Annotated in this window: 25 protein-coding genes and 1 riboswitch; of the genes, 6 read left to right on the top strand and 19 right to left on the bottom strand. The window is 40.4% G+C overall.

The window, feature by feature from the left end:
* Window positions 1–9 precede the first annotated feature (9 nt).
* The 5 genes from argJ to yutH form a co-directional block, all read right to left on the bottom strand.
* A complete protein-coding gene (argJ, locus tag EV282_RS04510) occupies window positions 10–1236 on the bottom strand; it encodes a bifunctional ornithine acetyltransferase/N-acetylglutamate synthase (protein ID WP_130294134.1) in 1227 nt (408 codons plus the stop codon).
* An 18-nt stretch (window positions 1237–1254) separates the two neighbouring features.
* Window positions 1255–2289: an N-acetyl-gamma-glutamyl-phosphate reductase gene (argC, locus tag EV282_RS04505; protein ID WP_130294132.1), complete on the bottom strand. Its 1035-nt coding sequence runs from the start codon at window positions 2287–2289 to the stop codon at window positions 1255–1257.
* A 486-nt stretch (window positions 2290–2775) separates the two neighbouring features.
* Entirely contained in the window at window positions 2776–3555 is a 780-nt protein-coding gene (locus EV282_RS04500; protein WP_130294130.1) for an SDR family oxidoreductase, read from the bottom strand.
* 12 nt (window positions 3556–3567) lie between these two features.
* Window positions 3568–4533 (bottom strand): 2-hydroxyacid dehydrogenase, encoded by a 966-nt coding sequence (locus tag EV282_RS04495; protein ID WP_130294128.1) that lies wholly within the window; start codon window positions 4531–4533, stop codon window positions 3568–3570.
* A gap of 81 nt (window positions 4534–4614) precedes the next feature.
* Entirely contained in the window at window positions 4615–5637 is a 1023-nt protein-coding gene (gene yutH / locus EV282_RS04490; RefSeq protein ID WP_165389352.1) for a spore coat putative kinase YutH, read from the bottom strand.
* A gap of 184 nt (window positions 5638–5821) precedes the next feature.
* Between yutH and EV282_RS04485 the strand changes: the two genes are divergently transcribed.
* Entirely contained in the window at window positions 5822–6319 is a 498-nt protein-coding gene (locus tag EV282_RS04485) for a phosphatidylglycerophosphatase A family protein (RefSeq protein ID WP_207224282.1), read from the top strand.
* 339 nt (window positions 6320–6658) lie between these two features.
* On the opposite strand, the gene EV282_RS04480 is transcribed toward EV282_RS04485, so the two are convergent.
* From EV282_RS04480 to EV282_RS04470, 3 genes are all read right to left on the bottom strand, one after another.
* Window positions 6659–7426 carry a TIGR01457 family HAD-type hydrolase gene (locus EV282_RS04480; protein ID WP_130294125.1) on the bottom strand — a complete coding sequence of 256 codons (768 nt, stop codon included), beginning with the start codon at window positions 7424–7426 and terminating at the stop codon, window positions 6659–6661.
* 67 nt (window positions 7427–7493) lie between these two features.
* Complete coding sequence (locus EV282_RS04475) at window positions 7494–8150, bottom strand: helix-turn-helix transcriptional regulator (protein ID WP_130294123.1); 657 nt, start codon at window positions 8148–8150, stop codon at window positions 7494–7496.
* Window positions 8151–8235: 85 nt separating this feature from the next.
* Complete coding sequence (locus EV282_RS04470; protein ID WP_130294122.1) at window positions 8236–8676, bottom strand: DUF86 domain-containing protein; 441 nt, start codon at window positions 8674–8676, stop codon at window positions 8236–8238.
* 109 nt (window positions 8677–8785) lie between these two features.
* On the opposite strand from EV282_RS04470, the gene EV282_RS04465 reads away from it, so the two are divergent.
* Complete coding sequence (locus EV282_RS04465; RefSeq protein ID WP_077359565.1) at window positions 8786–9055, top strand: DUF3055 domain-containing protein; 270 nt, start codon at window positions 8786–8788, stop codon at window positions 9053–9055.
* A gap of 296 nt (window positions 9056–9351) precedes the next feature.
* A complete protein-coding gene (locus EV282_RS04460) occupies window positions 9352–9639 on the top strand; it encodes a hypothetical protein (protein ID WP_130294120.1) in 288 nt (95 codons plus the stop codon).
* Window positions 9640–9660: 21 nt separating this feature from the next.
* Here EV282_RS04460 and EV282_RS04455 read toward each other — a convergent pair whose 3' ends face one another.
* Complete coding sequence (locus tag EV282_RS04455; RefSeq protein WP_077359566.1) at window positions 9661–9936, bottom strand: YutD family protein; 276 nt, start codon at window positions 9934–9936, stop codon at window positions 9661–9663.
* 122 nt (window positions 9937–10058) lie between these two features.
* Here EV282_RS04455 and EV282_RS04450 point away from each other — a divergent pair, with 122 nt between their 5' ends.
* On the top strand, window positions 10059–10670 hold the full coding sequence (locus tag EV282_RS04450) for a YhcN/YlaJ family sporulation lipoprotein (RefSeq protein ID WP_130294118.1): 612 nt from the start codon (window positions 10059–10061) through the stop codon (window positions 10668–10670).
* A 43-nt stretch (window positions 10671–10713) separates the two neighbouring features.
* Here the strand turns inward: EV282_RS04450 and lipA are convergent, their stop codons facing one another.
* Entirely contained in the window at window positions 10714–11598 is an 885-nt protein-coding gene (gene lipA / locus EV282_RS04445; protein WP_077359568.1) for a lipoyl synthase, read from the bottom strand.
* Window positions 11599–11789: 191 nt separating this feature from the next.
* Here lipA and EV282_RS04440 point away from each other — a divergent pair, with 191 nt between their 5' ends.
* Window positions 11790–12791: a M23 family metallopeptidase gene (locus EV282_RS04440; protein WP_130294116.1), complete on the top strand. Its 1002-nt coding sequence runs from the start codon at window positions 11790–11792 to the stop codon at window positions 12789–12791.
* 131 nt (window positions 12792–12922) lie between these two features.
* Here EV282_RS04440 and EV282_RS04435 read toward each other — a convergent pair whose 3' ends face one another.
* From EV282_RS04435 to EV282_RS04410, 6 genes are all read right to left on the bottom strand, one after another.
* On the bottom strand, window positions 12923–13027 hold the full coding sequence (locus EV282_RS04435) for a methionine/alanine import family NSS transporter small subunit (RefSeq protein ID WP_130294114.1): 105 nt from the start codon (window positions 13025–13027) through the stop codon (window positions 12923–12925).
* A gap of 1 nt (window position 13028) precedes the next feature.
* Complete coding sequence (locus EV282_RS04430; RefSeq protein ID WP_130294112.1) at window positions 13029–14531, bottom strand: sodium-dependent transporter; 1503 nt, start codon at window positions 14529–14531, stop codon at window positions 13029–13031.
* A gap of 189 nt (window positions 14532–14720) precedes the next feature.
* Window positions 14721–16310 (bottom strand): Na+/H+ antiporter NhaC family protein, encoded by a 1590-nt coding sequence (locus tag EV282_RS04425; protein WP_130294110.1) that lies wholly within the window; start codon window positions 16308–16310, stop codon window positions 14721–14723.
* A 141-nt stretch (window positions 16311–16451) separates the two neighbouring features.
* A riboswitch (Lysine riboswitch) is annotated at window positions 16452–16633 on the bottom strand.
* Between the two features lie 102 nt (window positions 16634–16735).
* Window positions 16736–17593 carry a sporulation protein YunB gene (gene yunB, locus EV282_RS04420; RefSeq protein WP_130294108.1) on the bottom strand — a complete coding sequence of 286 codons (858 nt, stop codon included), beginning with the start codon at window positions 17591–17593 and terminating at the stop codon, window positions 16736–16738.
* A 56-nt stretch (window positions 17594–17649) separates the two neighbouring features.
* Window positions 17650–18132: a dihydrofolate reductase gene (locus tag EV282_RS04415; protein ID WP_130294106.1), complete on the bottom strand. Its 483-nt coding sequence runs from the start codon at window positions 18130–18132 to the stop codon at window positions 17650–17652.
* Window positions 18129–18923 carry a thymidylate synthase gene (locus EV282_RS04410; protein WP_130294104.1) on the bottom strand — a complete coding sequence of 265 codons (795 nt, stop codon included), beginning with the start codon at window positions 18921–18923 and terminating at the stop codon, window positions 18129–18131. The genes EV282_RS04415 and EV282_RS04410 overlap by 4 nt, the downstream gene beginning before the upstream one ends.
* A 369-nt stretch (window positions 18924–19292) precedes the next feature.
* On the opposite strand from EV282_RS04410, the gene EV282_RS04405 reads away from it, so the two are divergent.
* On the top strand, window positions 19293–19595 hold the full coding sequence (locus tag EV282_RS04405) for a YunC family protein (RefSeq protein WP_066292272.1): 303 nt from the start codon (window positions 19293–19295) through the stop codon (window positions 19593–19595).
* Window positions 19596–19629: 34 nt separating this feature from the next.
* Here the strand turns inward: EV282_RS04405 and EV282_RS04400 are convergent, their stop codons facing one another.
* From EV282_RS04400 to nfsA, 3 genes are all read right to left on the bottom strand, one after another.
* Window positions 19630–19842, bottom strand: coding sequence for a hypothetical protein (locus tag EV282_RS04400; RefSeq protein ID WP_130294102.1), 213 nt, complete (start codon window positions 19840–19842; stop codon window positions 19630–19632).
* A gap of 95 nt (window positions 19843–19937) precedes the next feature.
* A complete protein-coding gene (locus EV282_RS04395; RefSeq protein ID WP_130294101.1) occupies window positions 19938–20780 on the bottom strand; it encodes a DUF72 domain-containing protein in 843 nt (280 codons plus the stop codon).
* 27 nt (window positions 20781–20807) lie between these two features.
* Entirely contained in the window at window positions 20808–21554 is a 747-nt protein-coding gene (gene nfsA, locus EV282_RS04390; protein WP_130294099.1) for an oxygen-insensitive NADPH nitroreductase, read from the bottom strand.
* Window positions 21555–21628: the final 74 nt, after the last annotated feature.

Below are 21628 nucleotides of genomic sequence, written 5' to 3'. Positions count from 1 at the left end.
CACATCCTTTTACGTTCGATAGCTGGCATTAATTTGCACATAATCATAGGTTAGGTCGCATCCCCAGGCTCTTCCGTTCCCGTAGCCTTCTGATAAGATGACTGTGATATGAATCTCCTGGCCTTTTAAATAGTTACGAATCTCTTCTTCTGAGAAAACAACAGGCTCTCCATCTGCCACTACTTCATGATCGCCGATCAGTATTTTCATTTGGTCCGGGTTAAAAGCCACGCCGCTATATCCTGCAGCAGCAAGGATTCTTCCCCAGTTCGCGTCACATCCAAAGACAGCCGTTTTTACAAGAGGTGAACCTACCACAGTTTTGGCTATGATTCTAGCATCCTTTTCTGTCTTAGCCCCTCTTACGTTTACTTCAATAAGTTTGCTTGCACCCTCACCATCTTTAGCGATAAGTTTGCCTAAATCTTCACAAACAAGGACAAGTGCATCCAGGAACAAATCCCATTCAGGGTGATTTTTGTTCAGTTCCTCATTCTCAGCCATACCGTTCGCAAGCATAAGGACCATATCATTTGTTGAGGTATCACCATCTACTGTAATGCAGTTAAATGTCCGCTCTACAGCGTAAGACAGTGCTTCGTGAAGATCATCCTGATGAATGTTTGCGTCTGTTGTAACAAATCCAAGCATCGTCGCCATGTTCGGATGAATCATTCCGGACCCTTTTGCAGTTCCTGCGATCGTAATCGTTTTATCATTGATTTTGAGAGAGTATGCTGTATTTTTGGATACAGTATCTGTTGTTAAGATGGCTTGAGAAAAATCAATAGATCCTTTCAGTTCGGCATCCAGTTCAAGATTTTGAATGCCCGCTGTAATTTTATCCATCGGCAGATGTTCCCCAATTACGCCGGTAGATGCTACTCCAACAAGGTGTGGAGGAATGCCGAGTTTATTCGCCGTTTGGATCTGCATTTGTTTTGCATCTTCCTGTCCCTTTTTACCTGTACATGCATTGGCGTTTCCGGAATTGACGATAATCGCTTGAAGTTTTCCTTCTTTTTTAATGCTCTCCTGTGTCACTTTTAGAGGAGCCGCTTGAACTTGGTTAGTCGTGTAAACACCCGCTGCGTTGGCAGGTTTTATGCTGTAAATCAGCCCTAGATCAAGCTTCTTATGTTTTACTCCACAGTGCAGTCCGCTTGCGTAAAAGCCTTTTGGTGTTGCAATGTTTATTCCTGTAACCTTGTGTATGGATGGTTTTGTTGCCTGCATCTATCCTGCCTCCTCTATTTAAGGGAACAATGGTGATTGTTGAAGTCCCTCTGATTCATTCAACCCGAACATGATATTCATATTTTGCACGGCTTGCCCTGCAGCACCTTTGATTAGATTGTCTATTACAGATACAACAGTGATTCGATTTGTCCGTTCATCGATTCCAAATGTTACATCACAATAGTTTGAACCGTACACCTGCTTTGTAAAGAGATCTGTATTTTCCTTAAAAACACGAACGAACGGTTTTGAATGATAGGATTCATTGAGAATCTCACTAACAGAATGCGATTGGATGTCGTCCGCTAACTCTGCATACATAGTTGCCATGATCCCTCTGGTCATCGGTACAAGGTGAGTCGTAAAGGTAATGTTAACTTCAGTATCAGTAAGAGTTTTTAACGTTTGTTCAATCTCTGGTATATGCTGATGTTTGTTCATCTTATAAACACTCAGACTATCATTTGCTTTTGTAAAATGAGATGCTTTTTGAGGTGTTGCCCCGGCACCTGATAGACCGCTTTTTGCATCAACGATCAGTGTTTTCGGGTTTATCACTTTTGTTTTCACTAATGGCAATATTCCGAGCAGCGTTGCTGTAGGATAGCACCCAGGGTTAGCGATCAAAGCGGCTTCTTTTATTTCTTTGTCGTTCCATTCCGATAAACCGTATACCGCTTTATTTACAAAAGAAGTGTTCGGAGGCTCCTTCCCATACCATTTTCGATATGTATCTGCCTCTTTCAAACGAAAATCTCCTGCTAAATCGATTACTTTCATCTTTCCATCAAGATGGGAAGGGAGAAGTTCTGTTGATACTCCGCTTGGAGCTGAGGAAAAAAGAACATCGAGTTCGTCTGATTCTACCTGCTCAAATGAGCGAAGTTTATCCTGGTTAATCTCAATCAGGTGAGGTGCTTCATCCGAAAGTAATTGACCTTGTTTTGAGGATGAATATATGAATATTTCCTTGATTTCTGGATGTGCGGTTAACAGCCGGAACAATTCTAATCCACCATATCCGGTTACTCCAATAATTCCAGCTCTCAAACCACATCACTCCTTTAATAAGTTAAGGTTCATTATAGGACTGTATAAAAATTAATTCAAGGGTATATTTATTAATTTTTAATTTATTCTAAAATTTACTTTTTTATTTCTATAAAAACAGGGTAATTTCGTACCTTTTGGCTTTTATAGGGATGGATATATCCTTTTCATCAAAAAAAGAAGCAGTTTGTTAGGTAAAACTGCTTCCAAACCTTTCATTGATAGAAAATCCTAATAATTTCACCGTAATCAATGATAATTTCACCTAAAGCCTTAATAATTTCACCTTTATCTTCAATAATTCCACCTCTATCTCCAATAATTTCACTTTTACGGAAAATGTAGATTTTTCGACAGTACACTCTTGTTGCTGCCCCAATTAAGAAAACTGGATAGGTGAGACACGCCAGCTAAACTTCCGACAATAAAATAACTGCATGTATCAGGTTATCTTAAACCTGATACATGCAGCTTTATTTAAATTTTTTATTGTCTCAAAAATCCGCCTTCAGAATGAATGATCTGTCCTGTAATCCATTCGCCTTCTGGTGAAGCTAAGAATGCGATCAGCCTTGCTGCATCTTCTGGTCTGCCTATTCTTCCTAAAGGAAACTTCGGCAATAATACTTTTTGCAGATCCTCTGTCATCCATCCAGTATCGGTAGGACCGGGATTAACAGCGTTGACCGTAATTCCTTTAGGTCCTAGTTCCGCAGCCATCGTAACCGTTAATGCTTCGATCGCCCCTTTTGTAGCGGCGTATGCCAGTTCTCCTGTCATCGGACCCTTTGACTGGCCAGAAGTCAGATGAATAATGCTTCCCTTTGATCCTTGGAAACGCTTTGCGAATTCCACGCTTAAAAGAGCAGTAGCCCGAAGATTAATGGCATAATGCTTGTCCAGCATCTCGCTTGTCGTTTCTTCCCACGTATGGTTTTGTGAAAAACATGCATTATTAACTAGAATGCTGGGCGAGCCAAGTTTCTGTTCGATTAGATTAAAGAGATCAGGAATCTGATTAGGATCAGCTAGATCAATCTCTTTATATGCAGCTTGAACGCCAAAATTTTGAAGCTTCTCAACCAGAATATCTGGATCACTTTGATAATTTCCTTCATGCATCTGCTTGTCATATGTGCCCCATGTAGTAAAGAAGATGTTTGCCCCTTTTTCTGCAAGCTGTATGCAGGTTGCTGCACCGATGCCGTTCAGCCGGCTAGCTCCAGTTACTACTGCTGTTTTCCCTTCAAGAGGACGGATTGTCATTTGTTTTCCTCCTTAGTTGACAGGGGTTTCAGCCGCTTTCCCATCTAATATAGATGCGATGTTGCGACAAGCCAGCTCTGCCATCTTCATTCTCGTTTCCACACTTGCACTTCCAATGTGAGGCAAAGCCACGACTTGATTCATGTTTAAGAGCGGATGATCCGAGGCGATCGGTTCTTGTACAAAAACATCCAATCCAGCTCCAGCGATGATGTTGTTGTGAAGAGCATCCACAAGTGCTTCTTCATCCACTGACGCTCCACGTCCAGCATTAATAAAAATAGCGTTTTTTTTCATCGCCTGAAATGCTTCCCTGTTAAACATACCTTTCGTTTCAGGTGTTAGAGGAGCGAGACAAACAACAAAATCAGACTCCTTCAAAAGATCGTAGAAGTCCTTATATTGAGCGTTCAGGTTTCTTTCAGCTTCGGGTTTACGGTTACGGTTGTGATATAAGATGTTCATATCGAAGCCCTTTGCACGTCTAGCTACAGCTTCACCAATTCGCCCCATGCCTACGATTCCGATCGTCTTGTGATGAACATCAGCTCCTGCCAGCAACAAGGGACCCCAGCTGTTCCATTTTCCCTCTTTCACATAGTTGGCTGATTCAACAATACGTCTGGCTGTTGCTAAGATTAATGAAAAGGCTAGATCAGCCGTTGAATCGGTCAGAACTTCTGGTGTATTGCACACGGTAATGTTATTTTCTTTCGCTTTATTTATATCAATGTTGTCATAGCCTACTGCAAGGTTGGCTATAACTTTTAATGACGGGGCATTATCCAAAAGTTCACCATCTACTTTGTCTGACAGCATCGTTAATAATCCTTTAGCTTTTTGTGCTTCTTTTAAAAGAACTTCACGAGGAACGGCTTTCTCCTCATGCGGCCACATACCGACTTCTGCTATTTCTCTTAACGCCTTAAGTGTTTCTTCCGGCAACTTTCTTGTCACATAAACATATGGTTTTTGCATCCGCTTTCACTCCTTGCTATTATTTTCGCATGTGAGTCTTAAAAAAACAAAAAAAGAGCTCTTGGGGAGAGCCCTTTTTCGTCAGATCATTGGAACGAGCCAATCAACCATCGGAATATTCAATTCACGTACAGGCAGACCGATCGATCTGAAAAAACTTTTAAGAAAATACTCATTTTGTCTTTCATACGAGATTAAGTCAGTAAAGCGGCGTACATATAGTTCTTTTCCTATATCCCTCTCATTTTTATAATGACCTTCAACTGTATCAAAATATTGTGAAGGGAATAAGAGTCTTCCATACAACAATCTCCATGCACCTTTTGACAGAGGTTTTACCTTCTCATAATCATCAATTAAATTTAACACTTCATCACTTCTAAACTCTGGCTGATAAATCTTTTCACGGATGCATTCTGCCACATCTCTCATCGGGCTATCAATCACCCAGCCGACAGGAAGTTTAATGAAACCACTTGAAGATCTGAGCCAGGATCGTTCGCTAAAACGGTCATAACAGATTGCCGCAGACCCGATTCCCTTAGGCCCTCTCTCTAATTGATAGTCTGTGATGTACTGAACAGCATTCTCTGCGAGTCCCTCATAATATGGAAAAGTCGTTAAGAATAGATGATCAAAATCATTTTTTTGTTTTCGCGCTGACACTTCGGCATATGTGTTATGCATTTCATCAACACGGTTCATCCATAAAAGGGGCCATTGCCCATAAGCAACCTCCTGAACCGGGTAATATTGTTCGAGACCTTTACCACGTTTATGAAATTCTGCCAGTTCCATTCCTAACGAAACATTTCGCTGTTCTTCTTTCTTATGAGACTTTTTGAAGATAATGACGGATTCTCCATCCACATATGCACTAGGCATGTTTGTAATCGTTGGATGAAGTGCGGGCAAGCTGCTCTCTCCACGCTGCTGCAATAAATCACTGATGAATATCATTTCCTGCAATTTCTCATATGTCATCTGCTGCTGAGGAATAACAATATACTGGTCTCCCTTGCAGGTAAATGTCCGGTACCCGGATTCCGATCGTCTGTCTTCACAAACCAGTTGATAATGATGAAAAATATCTCTTTCAAACAAAGGCGATCCCCCCACCTATCAGCTTTCCAGCGGCTGCAAGATCATTAACATCCGCATATATGGATACATCATTGTATGCCCATATAGGCGAAGTGGTTAGCTTTTTTTGATAAATTCATAACTTTATCATGAAAACATATACTATACAAAGCTAAGGAGACTATCAGAGAAAAGGAGTACAGGGATGCCAAACAAAAAAGTGGAAAATGTCGAAGAAACAGCACGCAAACTGCTGAACGAACGGGGCGTTACGGTAAACGATATAGCTGAACTCGTTTATTTTCTCCAAGTCCCCTACCACCCTGATTTAAAAATGGACGTATGCAGAGAAAATGTTGAAAGAGTGATTGCAAAGCGTGAAGTTCAAAATGCTATATTAACTGGCATCGGACTTGATGTGTTAGCTGAAGAAAAGAAATTAGAACAGCCGCTTCAAGAAATATTGGCTAGAGACGAGAGCCTCTACGGTATTGATGAGATCATTGCACTTTCTATTGTAAATATATATGGTTCGATCGGATTTACGAACTACGGGTTCATCGACAAACAAAAACCAGGTATTTTAGAAAAATTAAATGATAAATCTACTGGCAAAGTTCACACGTTTTTAGATGATATAGTTGGTGCAATCGCAGCAGCGGCATCCAGCCGTCTCGCACATAGAGCTGCAAACACAGAATAATAAAAAGGCTTAAGAACAAGAGAGAAACTCTTTTGCCCTTAAGCCTTTTTTATTTTGACTTACTTTTAAAAGTAGTTGATTTCCACTCCAGGCTGCTCGCTTTCCACGGGGCGTGCGGTGAGCCTCCTGACGCTTTGCGCCACTAGGAGTCTCCACCTGACCGCTTCAGTGAAGTATTCTTGCTCCTGCGTCTACAAGTAAATGCTACCGACGTGAGCTTCCTCGTCGCATGCCATGCGAGAAGCTTCTCAGGTGGTAGGCACGCACCTTGCGCTCCAATCAACTTGCAAATGATGAAAATAGAAAAAGCTAAATCAATAATCCTTTTGAAAAGAGCTTTTAATTAATATCCCACTCATCTAAACCATCAACAGTGTACGTTGGATGGACATCGATATCTTCGAGATGTTTTTTTGTGGTTACCCCTGTATGAACGAGAAGGGTGTCAAGACCTGTTCGAATTCCTGCTAAAATATCGGTTTGGTAGTTATCTCCGATCATCAGCGTTTCTTCTTTTTTAGTTCCCAATTGTTCAAGTGCCATCTCCATGATGATCGGCTCAGGTTTTCCGATAAAAATAGGCTCCGTCTGCGTTGAAACCGTGATAACAGAAGTCAGTGATCCATTACCAGGCAGAAGTCCTCTTTCTGTAGGAAGCGCAATATCTCCGTTTGTTGATATGAATGTAGCCCCGTTTCTAACCGCAAGACATGCTTTAGCCAGTTTTTCATACGTAATAGAGCGGTCGATCCCAATAACAACATAGTCTGGGTTTTCATCCACTAGCGTTAAGCCCTTTTCCGTAAGAGCTTCTCTAATACCGTCCTCACCGATACAGTAAACCGTCGCACCTTCTTTTAGATTAGATATGTAGCTGGCTGTTGCCATGCTCGTTGTAAAAACATGATCAGAGGAAGCTGGTATGTCAAAACCTTTTAATACTTCCGCAACCTGTTTCTTGGTTTTTGATGAGTTATTCGTAACAAATAAATATGGCAGGTTAAGCTCGTTCAGCTTCTTAACAAATTCAACTGCTTCATGGATTCTTTCTGTTCCTCTGTACATCGTGCCATCTAAATCGATCAAAAATCCTTTATATGCTTTCATTTATTTCTCTCCTTCGTGTACATATATCATTCTGCCCATCGCCAAAAAAAAACACACCTGAAGCAGGTTATACTTCAGATGCAGCACTCTTTTCTTTAATGACATAACAGCAATAATCGCCGCCTTTTGCCATGCATGTCTTCCGTTCAATGTCATCTGTATGGAGCATTCGTTTAAACAAAGACAGTTCACATGAACAGGCTTGCTGATATTCATTGGCTACCATAGCGATCGGACAATTATATTCAGTCAGCACATAAGTACCGGGATCTTCACCTTTTTGCCAATCCACCATATAACCTGCTTCGTTTTGAATGTTAGCTAGTTCATTCACTTTTTGCTCAAACTGAGTCAGGCTGTTCATACGATCCTTATATTTATCCTGAAGCCGGTTCTCACGTCTTTTAAACAAGCCATCGACCGTTTCAGTTCCATTCAAATCTTCAATATCTTTTAAAAACTCAACAGTCAATCCGGAATAGTTTCTCGGGAATTGTTCATCACCACTTGCGGTCAAATGATAAAAATGGATTGGTCTTCCCATGGCTTGACGCACAAGCGTTGTTTCAATAACGTGATCTCTCTCCAATGTATTGAGGTGCCGTCTAACAGCCATTTCTGTAATACCAAGAGATTTAGCCATTTCCGTAACGGTCATCCGTTTATTTCTTTTTAAAAGATAGATGATCTCATCACGTGTTGAGGTGTGAATCTTCAAAGTCATCACCATCCTTTTTTACCATTTTACCGTAAACAGAAGAAAACGTACATTTTTAAATAAAAATGTTTAAAAACTATGTTGTCTCATTTTATTCCGGTAAAAATGCAGAGACAGGCCCTAACTCTTCTTCTAAATAACGCTTAACATGAGTTGGGAAAGCTGAAAGTTCCGGTATATATCTTTTTATCGTTTTGTATGTTTGTTCAACATCTGCTTGCGGATAATCTTGAACGAGCGATTTACGCAGGTTCACAACATTTTTTAATGATACCGCTTCTTCATTAGGCAATACTTTCTCATCAATAAGAATATCCAGGATGTCTTCAAAGCTCCCTGGATCACGCATAATAAAACCATCGATGATCATATTTCCAACGTCCATCATGGATTCAATAAGCATATGGCCAATTCGTTCTACAGCAAGAACTTCGACACGATTCTCTGGAAAAGGCATTGTTTCAAATGTTGAGATTAATTCGTTCATATACACTAAATGCTCGTTGATTTTCTTGCGGTCAACAAAATACATAGTCATCACCTTTTGTAAGTTTCTCAAGTAAAGTGTAACATAAAAGAAGAGAATTCATTTATTCTAAGAATGAAAATTATCGCTAAAGAAATTTGAGGAGGATTCATACATGTCAGATGAAAGATTTTTCTTGTATGACGATACAGAAAAAACGGAAACCCGCTTTGTAAGCTTTATGGGAAAAAATACACGATTTGATCTAGCTATTACTAAAACAAGCCGTCATTACGGGAAATCACTTGTGCTGAATATGCTCGGCAGTCATTTTGCCATTATTGGACAAGATGATTTAGAAGAAGAAGGCTATCTGGAGCATGCTTTTAACTTAACGGAAGAGGATGCTATGGAGCTGCGTGAATTTTTAGCGGAGGTTATTTAAAGTTTTTTTGGGGAAGCTTTGTTGCTCTTGAAGCGGTTGATTTCCGTTACAGGTTGCTCGCTTTCCGGGGGGCGTGCGGTGAGCCACCTCGTGCTTTGCACTACGGTGTCTCACCTGTCACGCTGCTCCCCCAGGAGTCTCGCACCTTTCACTCCAATCAACTTTTCAAAGAAGTTCTTGAAAAATTAACTAAAAAGCGACAATCAAAATGTACCAAGCAAAAATCATCTTCTATGGGACAAACTTTAGTTAAGGATAGAATCTTATCCTAAACTGGCCCCGAGAGGATGGTTTTTTTGTTCGAAAAAGAAAAAGAGCAGTATACTGATTTTTCGAATGTAGAGACCGGTCGCAACTATGTGCTTCCTGAAGACCTGCCTGAAGGTCCGTATGGTTCCCCTATAAAAAGGGCTTTAGGCAAATCAACTCCTTGGAGAGAAGAGCAGCGTTACTACAGTGCCTTTAACTACGAAAATAAATCCTTGCACGAGGGGCTTGAAAGGCATGATCCTGGGGCACATCCAACCCATGATGACCCAGAGTATCATTCCGAACAGCCTTACGATGATTCTCGCGGCTCATAAGCATAGAAAAACCCCTGATTCTCAGGGGTTTACTTTTTTTAACACAAAATACGGACATCCGAAATTGCAATATTCATAAATGTATTCTGGCAATGTACTGATTTTCGTATCGAATGTAGCCTTTTCGTGATTATCTTCAAAAAATCCACGCAAACGAAGTTGTTCGTAACCGAGGTCACCAACAATATAATCGTATTTATGTAAAATTTCACTGTAGCGCGCTTTAAATTGTTCCTCATTAAAGGCTTCCCGTACATCTTCAATCACTTCATAGGAATAATTACCAACTGTAATCAAAAATGCTTCACCTCATTTCCTGATACTTATTTTACCATGCTTCGCCCATTAACAGCCAACAATTTCTTTGTAAAGTATTTGCGTTTAAGGTCATTCTAAAGAATAAGGAGGTGAAAACACCTGTGAAAAAATTAGGAATGTTTTTATGCTTGATCATCGTTCTCTCTGGGTGCGGCGGTGACGATCAAAAGAAAATGGGCCAGGAATATAAATTTTCAAGAACGAATGTTAAAGATGAAAATCGGATTGGCAACAACAAGAATTACGGGGATTTTGGATATATGCGCCATATGTCTGGGGACAAAGTAAAAAAAGGAAATGCTGTACCTTACTTAAACCGTCAAAAGCTTGCAGATATGATTTCAGACATGGTTCTTCAGCTTCCCGACATTAAAGATGTAGGGACCCTAGTGACGGATGAAGAAGTATTGATCGGATATAAGACGACGAACAAAGACAGAGTTGCTGCAGCCGACCAGGTTAAAATGACTGGATTCTCTGTTGTTCCAAGATATTATCACGTATATGTGAGTGATGAAAAAGGCATGATTAATAAAATTGAACAGTATCAAGCTTTAAATAACGATACAGAAGACATTGAAGGAATCATCGACCGCCTGATTCAGGAAATGAAGAAATCTCCACAGGGTAAGAAATGGAACTACGGAGAAAATGAAAATGGAGAAATGAATGGTGAAACAAATCCAATGCGCGGTGAACTGGAAGGAAAATAAAAACCAGAAGCAGATTTTTGCTTCTGGTCTTTTTCTGTTTGTATTAGATGTTTTGAGCTGCGGCATTTACCTGTTCATCCGCGTGATAAGAAGAACGCACGAGCGGACCGGATTCACAATGTTTGAATCCTTTGCTGAAGGCTATATCACGAAGCTCTTTAAACTCTTCAGGTGTATAATACTTTTGTACTTTTAAATGTTTTTTTGTTGGTTGTAAATATTGACCGATCGTCATAATATCTACGTTATTTGCACGCAGATCATCCATTGTTTCGATGATCTCTTCCCATGTTTCACCAAGTCCGATCATAAGACTTGATTTAGTCGGAATGTTTGCATTCATTTCTTTTGCACGGCGTAAGAATTCCATTGTTCGATCATAAGTAGCACGTGCACGAACTCTTGGAGAAAGTCGTCTTACGGTTTCAATGTTGTGGTTCATAATATCAGGTTTTGCATCCATCAACGTTTTCAGTGCGTCAATGTCACCAAGCATATCAGATGGTAATACTTCGATCGAACAGAACGGATTACGCGCGCGTACTGCACGAACTGTTTCTGCAAAGACATGTGCTCCGCCGTCTTTTAGATCATCACGGGCAACAGCCGTTATAACGACGTGTTTTAATCCCATTTGTTCTACTGACTCAGCAACGCGTTCTGGTTCTTGAAGATCCAATTCTGTAGGCAAGCCTGTTTTTACGGCACAGAAACGACAAGCTCGGGTACAGATGTCTCCTAAGATCATGAATGTTGCTGTTTTACGGACAGCCCAGCACTCATGAATGTTCGGACATTTCGCTTCCTCACAAACGGTATGTAGCTTCTTTTCTCGCATCATTTTCTTTAATTCTTTATAATTTTCGTTTGTGTTTAACTTTATTTTCAACCATTCCGGTTTACGTACATATTCTTCTTTCTTTGCCATCATCATCACCCCAAATTTTCTTGGTCTGAAAGTCACTTTTTTGTTTGAATTTAAACATTATTCCCATCAATACTCTACCATACGACAGCCAAAACTCCAAACATGAGTTTTTTTCCAACATTTTTCCTTCATGTTTTTTTGTAAGTTCAACAAACTAATGGTAAATGAAAGAAAGGAGTGGTTTGGGACGTATGAGGAAATTCACAGTCCTGTTCCTCACTCTGGCAGCCCTTCTAATGACCTTTCTTCCCGAAAGAAGCAGCGAGGCAGCCGAGCGATTTACAAAAGAAGATGTTGACAGGCTTAGCCTCTATAAAAAGATGGAGTCAGTCACACTTATTCCATGGCATTATTTTGCCGGTGTCGATCAGTATGAAAGAAGCGTCCGAAAAGCGAGACGAGACCTTCCGGCAAGAAAAGGGCTGGTAGGCATATACTTTTCCCCCATTCAGTGGTCAGGACCAATCAATCCAAAAATGGATGATACAAATCCTGAGCGAATTGCCATGTTTGGCGGAATAGGAAAAGATGGAAATAACGATGGAATTGCTGATCGAAACAACGATGAGGACATTCTCTTTACATTCGCTGATATTATACAAAAACATGGTCATGATATCGAAAATTTCAGAATCGGGCTTTGGAGTTATTATCAAAGAGACAAAGCCGTTGAAATTATTATGGAAAACGCAAAGATCTATGAGACATATGGTACTGTTTCTTTAGATAAACATAGCTTTATTGTGCCGTTAAGATCCAACTACAGCTATCGAAGCACTTGGGGTGACCGCCGTGGTTTTGGCGGACTTCGTATCCATGAAGGTACGGATATTTTTGCTGATTATGGTGTTCCAGTAAAAGCAGTCTCATACGGCGTTGTAGAAGTTAAAGGATGGAACCGCTTCGGCGGATGGAGAATTGGGGTTCGTGATATTAATAACGTGTATCATTATTACGCTCACTTAGGGAGTTTTAATAAAAGCATTGAAAAAGGCTCCATTGTAGAACCTGGTACAGTGCTTGGGTATGTAGGCAGTACGGGGTACGGTCCTCCTGGAACGTCCGGAAAGTTTCCTCCGCATCTTCATTTTGGTATGTACCGTGATAACGGCATAACCGAGTGGGCATTTGATCCATATCCTTATTTAAAAGCATGGGAACGTCAGGAAAGAATAAGTAGCAAGAGAAGATAAAAAGAAGCTGGAGCAGCTTCTTTTTTTGTTCAGGTGTATATGTATTCCGTATGGCGATCATAAATCTCGAGCTGTGCTATGATCTTAAAATGCAAAAAGCTGATTCCTCATACGAGAAATCAGCTTTCTTCTTATTTTTTTCTAGAAACTCGTACCACGTTTGCTATACTAGCCAGCAAGCCACCCCAAAGGATCACCATGCCGATAACCATCATTGCAATTGCACTGCCTGTCATATCAGCTGACCTCCCTTTTCTCTTGTACAGCATTTGTTTTCCATTTTACTAAGCTTAACAGGAATCCAAGGACGATAACGCCAACCGCAACTGCTAAACCATAAGTTACGACTAATCCAGTAGGATATCCGCCATAGTTTTCAGCAATGTTTTGTTTGATGTTATCAAACATCATGTAGCCAAGAAGGATCGGTGTAATAACACCAAGGCAAACTTTCCACCACATGCCAGTTCTCAGATCAGAAATACCGTTCGCATGGTCTTGCAGCCCCTTAAGCTGTTTGAAGAACCAAGCAACAAGAACGACTTCCGCAAGACCTGCTAATGTGATACCGAAATTGTTGATGAAGTAGTCTGTGATGTCGAGCATGTACAATCCGCCTTTTGTAGCGAAAAGCAATGAGATAACAGAAGCTACACCACCACCCATAAGAACAGCTTTTGTTCTGGAAATTCCAAACTTATCTTGTAATGCTGCAACATACGTTTCAACGATTGAGATTAACGATGTCATACCTGCAAATACAAGAGTTAAGAAGAACATTGTACCAAAGAAGGCATTACCGCCCGGGAACTCATTAATGATCGCAGGGAATACTTCGAATGCTAGTCCGATTCCGCCTTTTACAACGTCTGCAACTGGTAATCCTTGCTGCATAGCCATAAATCCTAATGCAGCGAAAACTCCGATACCTGCAAGTAGTTCAAAACCTGAGTTTGCAAAACCAGTTATGAAAGCATTGTTATTAATATCAGATTTCTTAGGCAGATAGCTTGAATACGTAACCATGATTGCAAATGCAATGGATAATGAGAAGAAAATTTGACCGTAAGCAGCTACCCAAACCTTACCGTTATTGATCATACTCCAGTCAGGTGAAAAGAAAGTGTTCAATCCTTGAGCAGCTCCATCAAGTGTTACTGCACGGATAACAATAAGTAAGAACATAATAACTAAAGCAGGAATAAAGATTTTATTGAACCTTTCAATACCTTTAGAAACACCTTTATAAAGTACTAATAATGTAACAACCCAAACAATCAGAAGCGCGATCACTACTCCTGGCACCAAACCGCCGATATCACCAGGCTTTGCACTAAGTTTAATTACCTCTCCGTAGAAAAAGTCAGATGGCTTTTCTCCCCAAGATAGGTTTAACCCATAAATGGAGTATTTTAAAGCCCATGCGATAATAACAGCATAATAGGTAGAGATGACAAACGCTACAAAAACTTGCCACCATCCAAGCCATTCCGCATTCTTGTGAAGACGGAAGTAAGATAGCGGTGCCGATCCTCTATACTTATGCCCTAGTGTAAACTCCAGGATCAATAAGGGAATACCTGCCGTTAATAGTGCTACTAAGTAAGGGATAAAGAATGCTCCTCCACCGTTTTCATAAGCAACAGCTGGAAATCTCCAGATGTTACCCAATCCGATCGCAGAACCAACCGCTGCTAAAATAAAACCATAGCGGCTTCCCCATTGTTGCCGATCTTCCATCGTTGTTTCCCCCTTTTTGATAAAGTCAAAAATTTTACAATTGTTACTTTTTTCTGACTATTCTGGGTTTAGTATATTACAATTAAACGAACCCTGTCAAAATGTTTTTAGTAATTTTGTCGTAATATAGCGAAACAAGTCGTATAAATATAAGAAAAAGTGCCCGGTTTAAAACCGGGCACTTCCATTTTAAGCTTTAATTGTATTCTCATTAACATGATTTTTGCCAAACCATTTCTTTAGTAGGACTATTGCAACAACAAATACCGCTGCTGAAACGAATAATCCCATCCATACACTCTCAGTCAAACCAAGAGCTAAATAACCTATAGCAGAAATTCCTGCAGCCACCAAGCTATAAGGAAGCTGCGTCATAACGTGATCAATATGATGGCTTCCCGCTCCCGTTGATGAAAGAATCGTTGTATCTGAAATCGGTGAACAATGGTCTCCAAATACTGATCCAGCAAGTACTGCTGCTAATACAGGCAGCATAAGTTCAACATTTGTAGAAGCTGCAATTTCTGCAGCAATAGGAAGCATTACACCGAACGTTCCCCATGACGTACCTGTCGCAAAAGCCATAAGACCGGAAAGTACAAATAAGACTAACGGCAGATAAGCCAGGTTCATGTGCTGATCAACTAATCCAGCCAAGTATTTACCTGTTCCAAGGCTATCAATAATGGAGATGATCGTCCATGCGAAAAGCAAGATTGTGACAGCACCCATCATAGATTGTGCGCCTCTTCCCAATCCTCTTGCTAATCCTGAAGCGCCCATCTTTTTAGGAAGGAAGAATATAATCGCAGCCGCTAAACCGATCAATCCCCCATAAAGCAGTGACTTTGGTACATCTGTATTCTCAAAAATGGATAGGAGAGTAACCTTGGTAGGTTCTTCTAGACCCTTTACATTTTCAATCCCTGTGTAGAACATGAAACCAACTGTTGCTGCGATCAAAAGTACGATTGGCCACACGAGGTCACCAACTTTTCCTTTATCGCTCTCTTCCAGTTTAATCCCTTCACCAATCGCTCCTTTTTTCTCTGGATCAATGACTTCTCCAGTAGCTAGAGCACGCTGCTCATGCTGTTTCATCGGACCGAAATCCAATTGAAAATAAGCAACAGCAAATACTAAAATTAGTGCAAAAACTGCATAAAAATTCATTGGGATCATTTGAATAAAAGCACTGAATGCTGAAATATTTGTGATCTCATGAGTTGCTAAAATCGTTCCAATAATACCGATGATATATGCACCCCAGCTTGAAACTGGAGAGATAACACAGACTGGTGCAGCCGTTGAATCCAGGTAATAAGCAAGCTTAGCACGTGAAATTCTGTGGCGATCAGTAATAGGTCTGCTTACATTTCCGACAGCCAATGAGTTGAAATAGTCATCGATGAAAATGACTAGTCCAAAAACTACTGTCAGTAGCTGAGCCCCTCTTCTTGTTTTGACTCTTGAAATGGCCCATTCTCCAAACGCACGGCTCCCGCCAGCCATGGAGATAATGCTTGTCATCATTCCTAAAATCAATAGGAACAATAAAATATAGACGTTCCATTCGTTGAGGGCTCCGTCTGAAATAAAATGCCCTTTAACAATCGTTCCAATCTCTTTCAATGTTGCTCCAATATTAAAGTCATGAAGCAGTAATGCACCTGCCACAATCCCCGCCCCAAGCGAGATCAGTACTTGCCTAGTTAAAATAACCATTAGTATGGCTAACACTGGCGGTATTAATGAATAAATCGAATTCTCAAATTCCATAATGTTCCTCCTTCTTGTATTTAGCCATCCATTTGAGGAGTTTATACAGGACGCTGAGGAAAAAAAGACAAAATAAAAAGCGATTAATAGACAAGGAAATAACCTGCTATCAATCACTTAAGTAATTTATGGTTTTCCTCATCGATCAGTAGTCCTCCACTGCGAAGTTACCCTCGCAGTGACAGTTTTACACTTATTTAGTGTAAACCCAGCAAAAAAAATCAGACCGTTTCTTTTTGCTTCGGCGGAAGTTCCTTTCCTTTTTCTTCACAGACGTCACTCTCTGAAAAAGTAATCTTAAAATCCGCTCCTCTACCCCATCGGTGATAGGCTTAAAGACATATAAAATTTAAAATTCACTTATCATTATAACAAAGTTCACTTATTGGTCAACCCTAATAGGAGTTGTTAATTTTAGGAAACTTTTATTCAGCTGATTCTTCTGCAACTTCCTCTGCAGCACTTTCCTCTACTGCCTCAGCATTATCTTCCTTCTTTTTTTTAGCGTCTTCTTTATCTTTTATCTCAGGATCGATCGGAAGTGCAGGCTGAATCGGATCTCCTGATTGATTATAGTAAATCGGTACCTCTCCAGGAATAAACTGCGCCATGATCTGAATCGGTCTCGTAACTGTAGCTGTTTCAGTAGCAAATGGAATAACGACCTTCGCCTTAACCGTGACAATGATATTAATCGAAATCCACGTATTATTGATGCCCACTGTTTCAATTTTCTCTTCAATGTCTGTGTTTACATCACCAACGATCGTAAATTTAATCGGAATCTTAGGACCCAGGTTAGCAAGCAGAGAGTTTTCAGTGGCTTGCCCTAATGGTATTTCCATGATTACTCCTGGTTCATTAGAATGACTGGTCTTTAGATTAAGATTATCTGATGCGGCAATGCTCTCTGGGATACGTCCTTTTTCTATTTCCTTTAAAAACTCTTGTACCACAATAGCAGATTTGTTTTGGACGTTATTTACGATTTTTTGGTTTACTCCCGCATAAACAATGTTCCCATCTTTGTCTTCTTTAGAGATTAGAATATCCTGCATATCAATAGAATCAAACAATTTATTAATAATGGCTTCATTAATCGCCAAGGATGCGATCTCTTCAGTTTTTCGTTGAGCAACATGCATTAAGGTAGGCTCAATTCCCCGATCCACCAGCCACAATCCTTGGAGTGTGATAAAAACAAAGAGAGTGAATGAAATAAGCACAACATATCGAAACGGAAGCGGCCCTTTTCGAAGTCTCATTTTTTTTCGTTTCAACAAAAGGTAACCCCCCTTTCCTACAATGTATGCAGACAAGAGGGGGGCTCATTCGATATTTAAGCGTTAATTTTTTCGTATACTACAAAATCGTGCGGATATTTATTTTTCTCATCTACAATACCAGTTGTTCGCGAGACTTCATTCCACTCATCATCGTTGAGCTCTGGAAAAAAAGTATCCGCATCAAACGTATGATGGATCTCAGTAATATATAAGCGGTCTGCAACAGGAAGAAACTGCTTGAAGATCTCTGAACCGCCTATTACACATATTTCTTCAGCATTCATCTTAAGAACTTCATCTACAGAATGAACAATCGTTGTCCCTTCTGCCACGTAACTTTGATCTCGGGTTACAACGATATTTTCTCGTCCTGGCAGCGGCTTGCCGATCGATTCATATGTTTTTCTGCCCATTACGATTGGTTTTCCCATTGTTGTTTTCTTGAAGTGCTTCAAATCATTCGGAAGATACCAAGGGAGGTCATTATCTTTTCCGATGGCAAGCTTTTCATCCATCGCAACGACAAAAGAAATCATACACTCACCTCACCTTTAATATGAGGATGCGCTTCATAATCTAAAAGTTCGAAATCATCAAAGGTAAAATCAAAGATATTGGTGATAGCTGGGTTAATTTTCATTTTAGGCAATGGCTTAGGCTCGCGTGTCAGCTGCAGCTCAACCTGCTCAACGTGGTTCAGGTAGATATGAGCATCGCCTACTGTATGAACGAATTCTCCAGGCTTTAAACCTGTCACCTGAGCAACCATCATTGTTAGTAACGCATATGAAGCAATGTTAAACGGAACACCCAGGAAGCTGTCAGCAGAGCGCTGATATAACTGACATGAAAGTTTCCCGTCTGCTACATAAAACTGAAACAGCAGATGACATGGCGGCAAAGCCATATTCGGCACATCTGCAGGATTCCATGCCGATACAATCAATCTTCTTGAATCAGGGTTGTTTTTTATGTCTTCAATAACGTTTGAGATCTGATCGATTGTATCCCCGTTCGGAGCTGACCATGAACGCCACTGATGGCCATAAACGGGCCCTAGATTCCCTTCTTCATCAGCCCATTCATCCCAGATTCGAACTTTGTTTTCTTTTAGATAGGCGATATTAGTATCACCTTTCAAGAACCATAAAAGTTCATGGATGATTGATTTTAAATGAAGCTTTTTTGTTGTTACAAGAGGAAAACCTTCCTCTAAATCGAACCTCATTTGACGGCCAAATACAGAGACCGTTCCAGTGCCTGTCCGATCTTCTTTTTTCGTACCATTATGTAAAATATCTTGAAGAAAATCCAAGTATTGTTTCATCTTTATCGCCTCCTATTTTTCTTGCTATTGAAAGATGTTGATTTCCGCTCCAGGTGCTCGCTTTCCGCGGGGCGTGCGGTGAGCCTCCTGCCGCTTTGCGCCGTTAGGAGTCTCACCTGACCGCTCGTCCCGCAGGAGTCTCGCACCTTCCGCTCCAATCAACTTGTCAACGAAGATTTTTCTAAAAATGTCCGTAGCAATAATCTTTTAGAAAAAGCCATTTCCTATTATCGTATCACAGACGGCAGTCCTGTCCAATCTTCTGATGAAATATCTTTTTTGTTCATTATTTCGCCTTAAAATTAGCATCAATACCTAACACTTTTTCCTTTTTTACACATAAAAATATAAGGAGAAAGGAGTGGAAGCATGTTAGAGATGAACCCGATTTTGATAGAAGGACATCCATTTACCGCTGTCACCCTTCGTTTGCCAAAAACAAATTTTATGGCTGTTTTTAACGAGAATGGATATATTATGTGCGGAGCTTTAGATGTAGCCTTATTGAACGAAAAGTTAGCAGACCGTAAAATTATTGCTGGGCGTGCTGTAGGAGTAAGAACAATTGAACAGCTGCTGGATGCACCTTTAGAATCTATTACACTTGAAGCTAGGGAAAAAGGTATTGAGGTTGGTATGCAAGGGAGAAAAGCACTTTTAAAGATGCTTTAATGATAAAAAACTGCGCAGTATCGCGCAGTTTTCTTTATGTTTTAAAACGGTCTCTGGTGACTTTTAAAGAGATCAAATTGATACATAACACCAGTGTCAGAAATTGAATCCGTTCAGAGTTGTTGGTAAATATGTAGATAAATAGCAAATAAACGCCACTGACGATAAAGGCAATCTGTAAGTAGTACATCATCTGAATCAATTTTTTGAAATCCAAGGTGATCCCCACTTTCTTCATCCAGCTCACGTTATTTAATTCACCCTAATAGTATATCAGGCAATCTCATAAAATGAATCAATTATTACTTTTTGAAATTAATTTGTAATATAAGGAAATCAATACTAAAATAAATCAAGCTGGCGCGGTGCCAGAAAATCGTATTGAATATCTAATAGGTCGATCATTTCCTTTGCGTTATCTGCTGCATCTCCGCCTGAATTGTTATTAAACAAGATTGTAAGGCTCTTAGTCTCGGAAGCTAACGTCTGAATACGCTCTTTCCACTCCAGCAGTTCTGTTTTGTTATAACGGTATAGATAGCGTACTTCTCGCCAATTTGGCTGCCCTGAGTTGTTCCATCCATACACATTTCTTCCGTGAAGACGGATCAGTGTTTTATCTGAAGTGGTATGCATGACGATCGGTATAGACCCGATTCCAGCCTGAGGTTCATCGCAAACCGTGTGAATCCATCCTTCCTCGTCTATGAACCGGAGTGTTTTCTCCTTCATCTCTTCACTAAACCATGTCTGATTCCGAAACTCTAAGGCTACTGGAATATCACCCATCATCTCTTTTGCAAATCGAAGGACCTGAACGTTCTCTTTTTTACAGTCAAACCATGGTGGATACTGAAAAAGAACCATCTCCAGTTTTCCTGAAGTAATCACCGGCTCGACCGATTGTATGAACGCTTCAAACATTTGTTTAACAGAATCAAAGGGCAGTTTCCCTCTTGAATGGCCGGTCATTCCTTGGTATGCCTTAACCACAAAAGAGAAGTCTTTTGGAGTAGCAGCAACCCACTTTTCATAGTTTTTCACAGGCTGAACCGCATAAAAAGAAGAATCCACTTCAACAATGGGAAAATGACCGCTGTAGACCGCCAGTTTATCTCTTGCAGGAGTACCATCCGGATACAGAGAATCATGATCTCCCCATCCTGTTACACCTATTTTAATCATTCTTTTAACTCACCTGCCTGTAAGTTTTTACGTTTTATTTAATCCCTTTTCTTGAACAAATTCTTTCATATAAGCTCGTTTCGGAGACGACATGGAAGTGGTGATTTGTGTCACCCAACCTTCTGTGCGTTTGCCGCCAGTGCGTTTCGTATAATATTCAGCTGTTTCTTTTTCATATTGCTCTAAAAGGTTTTTTGTTTCCTCATTCTTCTTATACCCGTTTTTATGAAAAACAGCCGGAATAGGCAAACGAGGTTTCTTACCTGGCTCAGCATCTGGATATCCTATTGCCATACCAAACAGGGGCAATACATGTTCCGGGCAATCGAGCAGTTCGGAGACTTCTTTAAGATTGTTTCGAATTCCACCGATGTACACGATTCCCAGTCCAAGGGATTCAGCGGCAACCGCTACATTTTGTGCGGCAAGAGATGCATCTACCGTACCAACAATGAAAGCCTCGGTTGATTGAATGGTGTCACCAATATTCTTGTCCTGCATTTCAGCAGCCACTTTATGGCGATTATAATCGATACAAAAAACAAAGAAATAGCCGTTGTCAGCAACATAAGACTGATTGCCTGCAAGTTCAGCCAATTTTTGCTTCTTCTCCTGATCTTCAATCCCAATGATGGTGCATACCTGCTGATAGCTAGAGGTTGAGGCAGCCTGTGCACATTCTACAAGTGTCGTGATCGTTTCTTCACTGATCGGTTTGTCTTTGAATTTACGAATGGATTTGTGAGCTAATATGGTCTCTATCACTTCATTCATGTTGTAGACTCCTTTTTCAATAGTGATTATTGATTGCATTATATACTTTTTTAAAGCCAAAAAGCGAACCCAAG

Origin of the sequence: Fictibacillus sp. BK138, assembly GCF_004216955.1 — a bacterium.
Lineage (GTDB): Bacteria > Bacillota > Bacilli > Bacillales > Fictibacillaceae > Fictibacillus.
The sequence above is the reverse complement of the archived record's forward strand: the minus strand, read 5'-3'. Positions and strand labels throughout refer to the sequence as shown.